The sequence below is a fragment of the Psychrobacter luti genome, assembly GCF_014192115.1.
Classification (GTDB): Bacteria; Pseudomonadota; Gammaproteobacteria; order Pseudomonadales; family Moraxellaceae; genus Psychrobacter; species Psychrobacter luti.
In genome coordinates this window covers 1-7,018 of the sequence record NZ_JACHXL010000012.1, presented here as the reverse complement: position 1 = coordinate 7,018, position 7,018 = coordinate 1, and the positions used below count along the sequence as shown (strand labels likewise).

At 35.9% G+C, this 7,018-nt stretch carries 10 protein-coding genes; 3 read left to right on the top strand and 7 right to left on the bottom strand.

From position 1 onward, the window contains the following. Together FHS24_RS12265 and FHS24_RS12260 are read right to left on the bottom strand one after the other, a co-directional pair. A partial coding sequence (locus FHS24_RS12265; protein WP_183621405.1) for a hypothetical protein occupies positions 1-235 on the bottom strand: 235 nt, incomplete at its 3' end. Between the two features lie 233 nt (positions 236-468). After that, positions 469-1,080, bottom strand: a complete 612-nt coding sequence (locus FHS24_RS12260) for a hypothetical protein (protein WP_183621404.1) — start codon at positions 1,078-1,080, stop codon at positions 469-471. A gap of 83 nt (positions 1,081-1,163) precedes the next feature. On the opposite strand from FHS24_RS12260, the gene FHS24_RS12255 reads away from it, so the two are divergent. Further along, a complete protein-coding gene (locus FHS24_RS12255) occupies positions 1,164-1,484 on the top strand; it encodes a plasmid mobilization protein (RefSeq protein ID WP_183621403.1) in 321 nt (106 codons plus the stop codon). Then, a complete protein-coding gene (locus FHS24_RS12250; RefSeq protein ID WP_183621402.1) occupies positions 1,481-2,527 on the top strand; it encodes a relaxase family protein in 1,047 nt (348 codons plus the stop codon). Before FHS24_RS12255 ends, FHS24_RS12250 begins: the two co-directional genes overlap by 4 nt. On the opposite strand, the gene FHS24_RS12245 is transcribed toward FHS24_RS12250, so the two are convergent. Next, positions 2,528-3,043: a hypothetical protein gene (locus FHS24_RS12245; protein WP_183621401.1), complete on the bottom strand. Its 516-nt coding sequence runs from the start codon at positions 3,041-3,043 to the stop codon at positions 2,528-2,530. A 241-nt stretch (positions 3,044-3,284) separates the two neighbouring features. Here FHS24_RS12245 and FHS24_RS12240 point away from each other — a divergent pair, with 241 nt between their 5' ends. Beyond that, complete coding sequence (locus FHS24_RS12240; RefSeq protein WP_183621400.1) at positions 3,285-3,779, top strand: plasmid replication DNA-binding protein; 495 nt, start codon at positions 3,285-3,287, stop codon at positions 3,777-3,779. Positions 3,780-3,857: 78 nt separating this feature from the next. Here the strand turns inward: FHS24_RS12240 and FHS24_RS12235 are convergent, their stop codons facing one another. The 4 genes from FHS24_RS12235 to FHS24_RS12365 all read right to left on the bottom strand — a co-directional run. Then, the gene (locus tag FHS24_RS12235) at positions 3,858-4,433 is read right to left on the bottom strand and encodes a hypothetical protein (protein WP_183621399.1); all 576 of its coding nucleotides are present in this window, start codon (positions 4,431-4,433) and stop codon (positions 3,858-3,860) included. A 439-nt stretch (positions 4,434-4,872) separates the two neighbouring features. Next, positions 4,873-5,820 (bottom strand): replication initiation protein RepM, encoded by a 948-nt coding sequence (gene repM / locus FHS24_RS12230; protein WP_183621398.1) that lies wholly within the window; start codon positions 5,818-5,820, stop codon positions 4,873-4,875. 281 nt (positions 5,821-6,101) lie between these two features. Further along, on the bottom strand, positions 6,102-6,473 hold the full coding sequence (locus FHS24_RS12225) for a hypothetical protein (protein WP_183621397.1): 372 nt from the start codon (positions 6,471-6,473) through the stop codon (positions 6,102-6,104). Positions 6,474-6,738: 265 nt separating this feature from the next. Next, positions 6,739-7,018: hypothetical protein (locus FHS24_RS12365; RefSeq protein ID WP_221185070.1), on the bottom strand; the 280-nt coding region annotated here is incomplete at its 5' end.

Here is a 7,018-nt window from a genome sequence, read left to right as displayed (position 1 = left end):
CACTTATGGTTTTCCACCATGCTTCCATATATTGTGATGAGGTTTTAAAGCCGCCACCTTCTATCAAATAACTTTCAGAACCGTGTTTTTTTTTCATAGATTGAGTGTTTACATAATAATCAATACCGCTAGTTGATGAACTAACTAAAGTCCATTCATCTGCTTTAGCTGCGTTACTAGATATGCTGCTCAATAGAATAACGGTTGGTAGTAAAATTAATAAAAATTTGTTCATACTTATCTCTTATGTTTCATGACGCATATTGCCAATTTTACTAAATACTGAAGATTAGTAATTAGTTTTTGAAAAAATTCCGTAATGATATCTTACATATAGTAACAATATAATACAGGATTATCATCGTACTTGCCCGATGATTTATCGATATCTGTCAAGGTTTAAGAATATGAAGACAATGAAATGATCCTTCTGCCAGTAAAGAGAACTGTTATTCATTGAACGTTTAATTAAAATATTTGAATATAATCTTTATCTGTATGATTGGTTTCTATCAGATCTTTATCTGAGTCAAAATTATGGGGAAGGATATAGTTGATGCCCCCTTCGATTAAATTTCCTACTATGATTTTATCGGCGCAAATTACCTTACCACCATATTTATTAGAATAATAATCTAATGTTTTTTTATCCATTTTCATATTTTTGGAGCTTCTAAATGGTAAGGTTACTTGAATTGGAGAGAAGGGAGCAGTCATCATGACAAGTTGAACTAATGGGGGTTTTAATGAGCTTCTATCTTTCATTAGGCTCGCGCTCATAACAATCCCACAATATTTTCTTACGTATCCTAATTTATTAACTTCGTTATTCGCTTTGACTAGACCAACATTATCAAGTATTTGTATAGGAGAGAATTGATCAAAAACATACTCTAGTCTTTGATCAATATCAGGGTATGCCTTTGCAAAGTTCTCAGTTATATCTTCTGCATTCGGTATCATTGCATCAATAAATCTATCTCCTTTAGCGTAGGAGAAGGTTGTTGGCTCCCTTCCTTCTACAACAGAAGATAGTGATAATATGAGAAGTGAGAACGAAAGTACAAATACTGACTTCATAAGCATTAGTCTGTTTTTTAATTGAAATACAACTATATCAGTTATCTGCCTAAAAATAGGCTACTTTTATCAAGAGTTATAGTATGGCAAATAGTAGACCTGAAAAGCGCTTACGTGAGATTAGTATTCGCGTCACAGACAATGAGCTGGAAAAGTTACATGAGCGCAAGATCGATATGACCTTAGCAGGATGGCTACGGAATTTAGGGCTAGGTACTGCTCCTATTAAGCAAGCTGATCCTGACTTGGTTCGTGCATTGGGTCGTATTGGCTCAAACCTTAATCAAACTGCAAAACACGCCAATATCAACAAAGAACTTGATCAGAATGTGCTGAAAGAGATCGAGGTCATTAGAGGTCTAATCGGTAAATTGCTAGACGATAACTTGCGAGGTACGCCATGATCGTCAAATTTTTTAGGAGAGGAAAGGGATCAGGGGCAGGACCGCTTAATTATCTATTGGTTACTAAGGGTAAGCCTAGAGAAGGCGCAAAAGTGCTCTACGGCGATCCTAAGCTCACTGAGCAGCTTATTAATGCCACGCCTTATCAGCAAAAGTATAAGTCAGGAGTACTCTCTTTTACCGAAGATGCCACCCAATTTAGTGATGAGCAGAAAAAAGATATCATGCAGCGTTTTGAGGATACGTTATTTACAGGGTTAGAGCCTGATCAGTACGATATTTTGTGGGTAGAGCATAGCGATAAAGGCGGTCGGCTGGAGTTAAACTTTGTTATTCCTTGCCAGGAGCTAAGAAGTGGTAAGAGTTTGCAGCCATTCTATGCTCAGTCAGACTTAGTAAGGGTTAACGCCTTCAAAAACATCATCAATAAAGAGTATGAGTTGACTGATCCTAATGAACCACAGCGTAAGCGACTGATAAATCCTTATGTCACTGATGCACCACGCCCCACACCGTATGACCCAAAGAAGAAGAAAGAAGATAAGGTTGTAGAAGATGCTCCAAGTCTTCAGGCGATAAAAGCTGATATTGACCGACAACTACTAGATAGCTTGAAGGAGAACACGCTTAATGATCGTAGCAGTGTGATGTATTTTCTAAAAGGCTTGGGTTTTACGTTAGAACGAGTCACCGAAAAATCTATCAGTATCTCTCGTCCTGATTTGAAAAGAAATATCAGGCTAAAAGGTGCTATCTACGCAGATGGTTTCAAGGGTTTGAGCCAACGCCCAGAGATTATCAAAAGCATGCAGGAAGACTATGAAAGGGTGAGTGATTCTCGTGGCATTCGAGACTTAATGACATGGGAAAAGGGTATGGAGATGAAGAAAGCATATCACCAAAAGCGATATGGTGATATTAAAGCGCCTGAGCCTTTGGAGCTTGATAATACTACTATTAAGAGTAAGCAGAAACTACATAACCATGAAGCTATATTAGAGGGTACTTCAAATAATAGACTTTCATATAGGCCTAGACCTTAATTAAAAATCCCAAAAATCTTTTTGTGATATAGCTATACGTTTTTTATGTAAAACACTACGGATCTCATTGAGCTCAGTAAGGATTTGGCTTTCTAATCCCTCAAATAGACAGTCCAACTCTTTTTCTTCGGAAATATCACTTGCCTTAATATAGTTAAAAAAACCATCAATCTGATTTTCAATATCAGACTGTTTTTTATCTATAACTTCACTTAATAAACTAGTTTGATATTCGTTGTAATATTGCGCGTTACCTATAAAGCAATAAATTTTTTCACTATCACATACAATTTTATTTCTTATAAGCCAACCTTGTTTAGTATCAATAACACCCTGAGATTTAAGGAGATTAAGTTTTTCAACACGGCTAGGTTTTTTATATGAAGGATTGAGTCCAAATTGATGATGCCTTCTCTTTTTGACCGGATCTTCCCAATCTTTTGGAAAGTCTTCTCCTGTAACCATAAAGTGATCTATGCCATATCCTAGTTCCATTGCATCTCTTAAAACTGACATAGTACATACCTCACTGTTTTATTATTTCACCGTTCCAACAATAATAGTATATTAGCAGATATATTTTAAAGTAGCCGACCCTAAAAATTTTAACTTGAAAGCATTATCTATATTGTTAATATAAAGAGCTCTAAACAGGGAATTTGCCTCATAGGAAGGTTAATGCAATAGTTGTTCACTGAACGTTCTGAACAGTCGTATTGTACAGACACTAAAAACGTACTTGAACACTAGGTGAACAATGATCATATCAGTGACAAAAGCGGCAAAAGAATGGGGCGTATCAAGAACAACAATCTATCAGAAGGTCAATGATGGCGAGCTTTCTAGAACCGCAGACAAGAAAATTGATACTTCGGAGATGCTTCGAGTATTTGGCGAGCCTGTTTCCAAAAAACGTACTGAACAATCACTGAACAGTCCTGACAGTACGAACTTGAACACTCAGACTGTACAGTCTTGTACAGCGCTTGAACACCAATTAGAGCTAGAGAAGTTGAAGAATGAACACTTACGGCAACAGGTCAGTGATCAAAAGCAGTTGATAGAGAATTACCAACAACAGATTGGTCAGCTAAACAAGACGCTGGAAAAAGCCAACGCCAGTATTCATGATTTTGCGCAAGTGAGACTGCTAGAGTTTAAGCAATTTGAACCCAGCGTTGAACCACAGCCTGAAAAAGACGGCACAGTCAAATCCATTACTGAGAAGAAGAAAAGATGGTGGGACTTCTGATGTAGTATCCCAAATTCTGTGTAATCACGTTTGATCTTGAAAACTTACTTAGATAAAATTTGGGAAAGTATTCATGAGCTAGTTTATTAATCTAAGCTTTAATAAATTTTCAATAAGCTCTCTACGAAATTTCTTACTAATTCTAAGGTTGATAGTCAAACAGCCAATTAAGAAAAAGAGTGGGACAATCCATGACATCATTGTAGGAATGCCATCCATTAGGTCTAGATATATATATTTTAAAATACCAAATACCACCAAAATAGAGAATAACCATGTTAGTGAAAGCATAACAATAGCTACCATTCCTTTATCGGTCTTATCCATATTAAGTATAAGGAATCTGTTGTCGTCTAAAGATACATTACGAACTAATACATATTTTCCTGTTTCTTTACCTTCCTTGATAACCCACATTATTTGAAGTGTATGTCCTGGTCTTAGTGGTGGTAGATTATTGTCATTGAAACTAAAATGTCTTTCTTCACCCTTAGAGTTAACTAAAAAAAGATCTTTATAAGAAACTGAGTTTGAGTAACTTCTATTATTAGTGACTGTAGTTGTAGTTGTAGTTGTAGTATTCCCAGCAACGACCTGCCCACTAAAACTAAAAATTTTGTACTTATAATTTAAAAAATTAAAACTATTACTCATTTGTGAGTATCCTTTATAAGAAACCGTTCAATATTTTTTAGTTAAAGCGAAGGTTTGATATTATAAGTGATCTTTAGCTACACATGTAAATCTTTGTTGAGTTTACAATCAAATGCTTTCCTAAAAAGGCTTCCTTATATTTGAGCGACAGCCAATTCATCTTGCCTCTTTTCAGGCTCAGCTTGTAAGGATAACTAAGCTCAAAGAGTTATTAATGGTGCTAGATTCACTGCTAAACTAGTAAGTAGCCACTAATGATCAAGTAGATACTATTCTAACGCATCGTTAATAATGTCTTGGTAGTTAACGCCAGTTTATTTGGCTCGATCTTTAAATTTAGCAATGATGCTTGGATTGATGATCGCATCAGAAGGTATTTAATATAAATAGCAGTTAAACAGGATTCAGGATGGTCTCAAATTATTATTTACCACCAATTTTAATAAACTAAGTACTCTCTAATAGGACGTTTTTTAAACTGCAAAGGATCTTTCTTAAGACGCTTTATCATCTCAATTTCCCATGCTTTTGAGTCTTGACCTGCTGCACTACTGGGTTGTACTAGGTGGTTATAATCTGCCAAAAAACTAGGATTACGCGCAATACGCCCTAGTTGCTTATCGTTTAATCCTTCAATAGTGTACATATCATTATTAGTGTCATCACCAGCTACTTCGGCAACTATCTTTTTCTTGTCTTTTTTTAACTTAAATCTGAAAGTAAAGCCCGTTATAAATCTGCCATTTTTATGCTGTTCGTATTCGACTGTAATATCAGTATGCTCGTTAATTTGTTTAACTGCTAGATCTAACACTCTTCTTTTAAAAGCTTCTATTCGCTTGTATTCATCCACTAATCCCAACTTTTCTCGTAATTCCATAAGTGATATCGGGTTAGTTTTCCCCACTGAACGCCATTGGATAATTAGCTCATAGAGCCTTATAGCATACTCACTTTGTAGACCTACGACTTGTTTCAATTCATATTCTGTATATCTAGCTTCTAGCCTAGTAATTAACGGTATTACATCACTCGCAAAAACCAGTTCAACGCATCCTAAGTCATCGATATAGCCAATCTTATCGACCCACCGACTTTTATAATGCCCTATTTTCCCTGACCGTTCATCAAGCTTACTGTAGGCAAAACCTGCTTCATACAATCCCTCTACAGCTCTTTTCATCGCTTCGTACGACGTATGTTTTTCTACATCAAATTGCTTCGCGTAACTTTGAGCGTAAATCCGTAATAATCCTCCAGCTTCTATCAGGGTCTTTTGTTCTCTAGCTTCAATAATGGCTAGGAAGATCAACCTCTGCTCAACCACACCTAAGCTATAACTTGCGCCAATTAAAGAATTATCTTTAGTAACCAACTGTTTGTTCATATCGACCCCTTGTATCCTGTAAGCAACACTAATACATAAAAAAATATAAAGCAACAAATATATAATTAAGTTGCTTTATGGGTCGTAAAACGTTGCTTTATGGGTCGTAAAACGTTGCTTTATGGGTCGTAAAACGTTGCTTTATGGGTCGTAAAACGTTGCTTTATACGCTGTTAAAGCCTTTAACATCAAGGGCTACAAAGGGCGTAAAAGCTTTTAAAAACATTAAAAACATTAAAAACCTTTTTCTTATTAATTAATGATAAACAAACAACAGACAACTACTTAGATTTTCGACCATTTGTCATTACCTCTATATTAAAAGTAGAATATTTAAGCAATCCAACCTTATTAGCTTCTAGCCATCGAGTAATATCCTGATTAGTTAAAGAGTATGTATATCCTTTAGGCTTGGCATATTTTAATAGTTTCTGCTTACTGATAGTTCTACCTAAGAACTGAGCAATCTTTTGCGCTCTATATGAGTTTAATTGACCTTTAATTATGATAGATTCTTTTATATACCACTCATCAAAACCATGATAATCGCCCCCTGTACCTTCCTCAAGTTCATCCAACAAATCAATTATCGCCCTAGTTACTTCTGAGCGAAGGGTATTAACCTTGTTCATATTTTCAGATCTTTTATTCATACTGTCACCCCTTCCCACGTAGGTATAGACAGTTAGTAAAATATAGGTATACACATTAATGATAATTTTAGGTACAGACAAACGATTAATTCATGTCAATATTTTTAAGCCAGCAGTCACAAGAGGGGGCGTTTTTCGCTTCGCTACAACCTTCTCTCCTGTGTGCTAGCAAAGGGGGCTACCGCCCCCTTGACCCCCATAAAAAAGCCAAGCTTATAAATTGGCTTGGCTTTTTTATTGAATTAAATGTTCTGGGCAAAATTATTTATCTACATACGAAACTAAACACTGTAGAAAACGATGTATCTGGAATTGTGGAAATTGCAAAACTACTTACGTGAGGAGAGCTTATATATGTACCGTTGGCAGAGTAGGCTGCGTTAGAGATGTCTTTGGATACATCGTTGTTGCAGAAAAAATTTGTTTTAGTTTTAACATAAGATCCGTCCGCACTTATGGTTTTCCACCATGCTTCCATATATTGTGATGAGGTTTTAAAGCCGCCACCTTCTATCAAATAACTTTCAGAACCGTGTTTTTTTTTC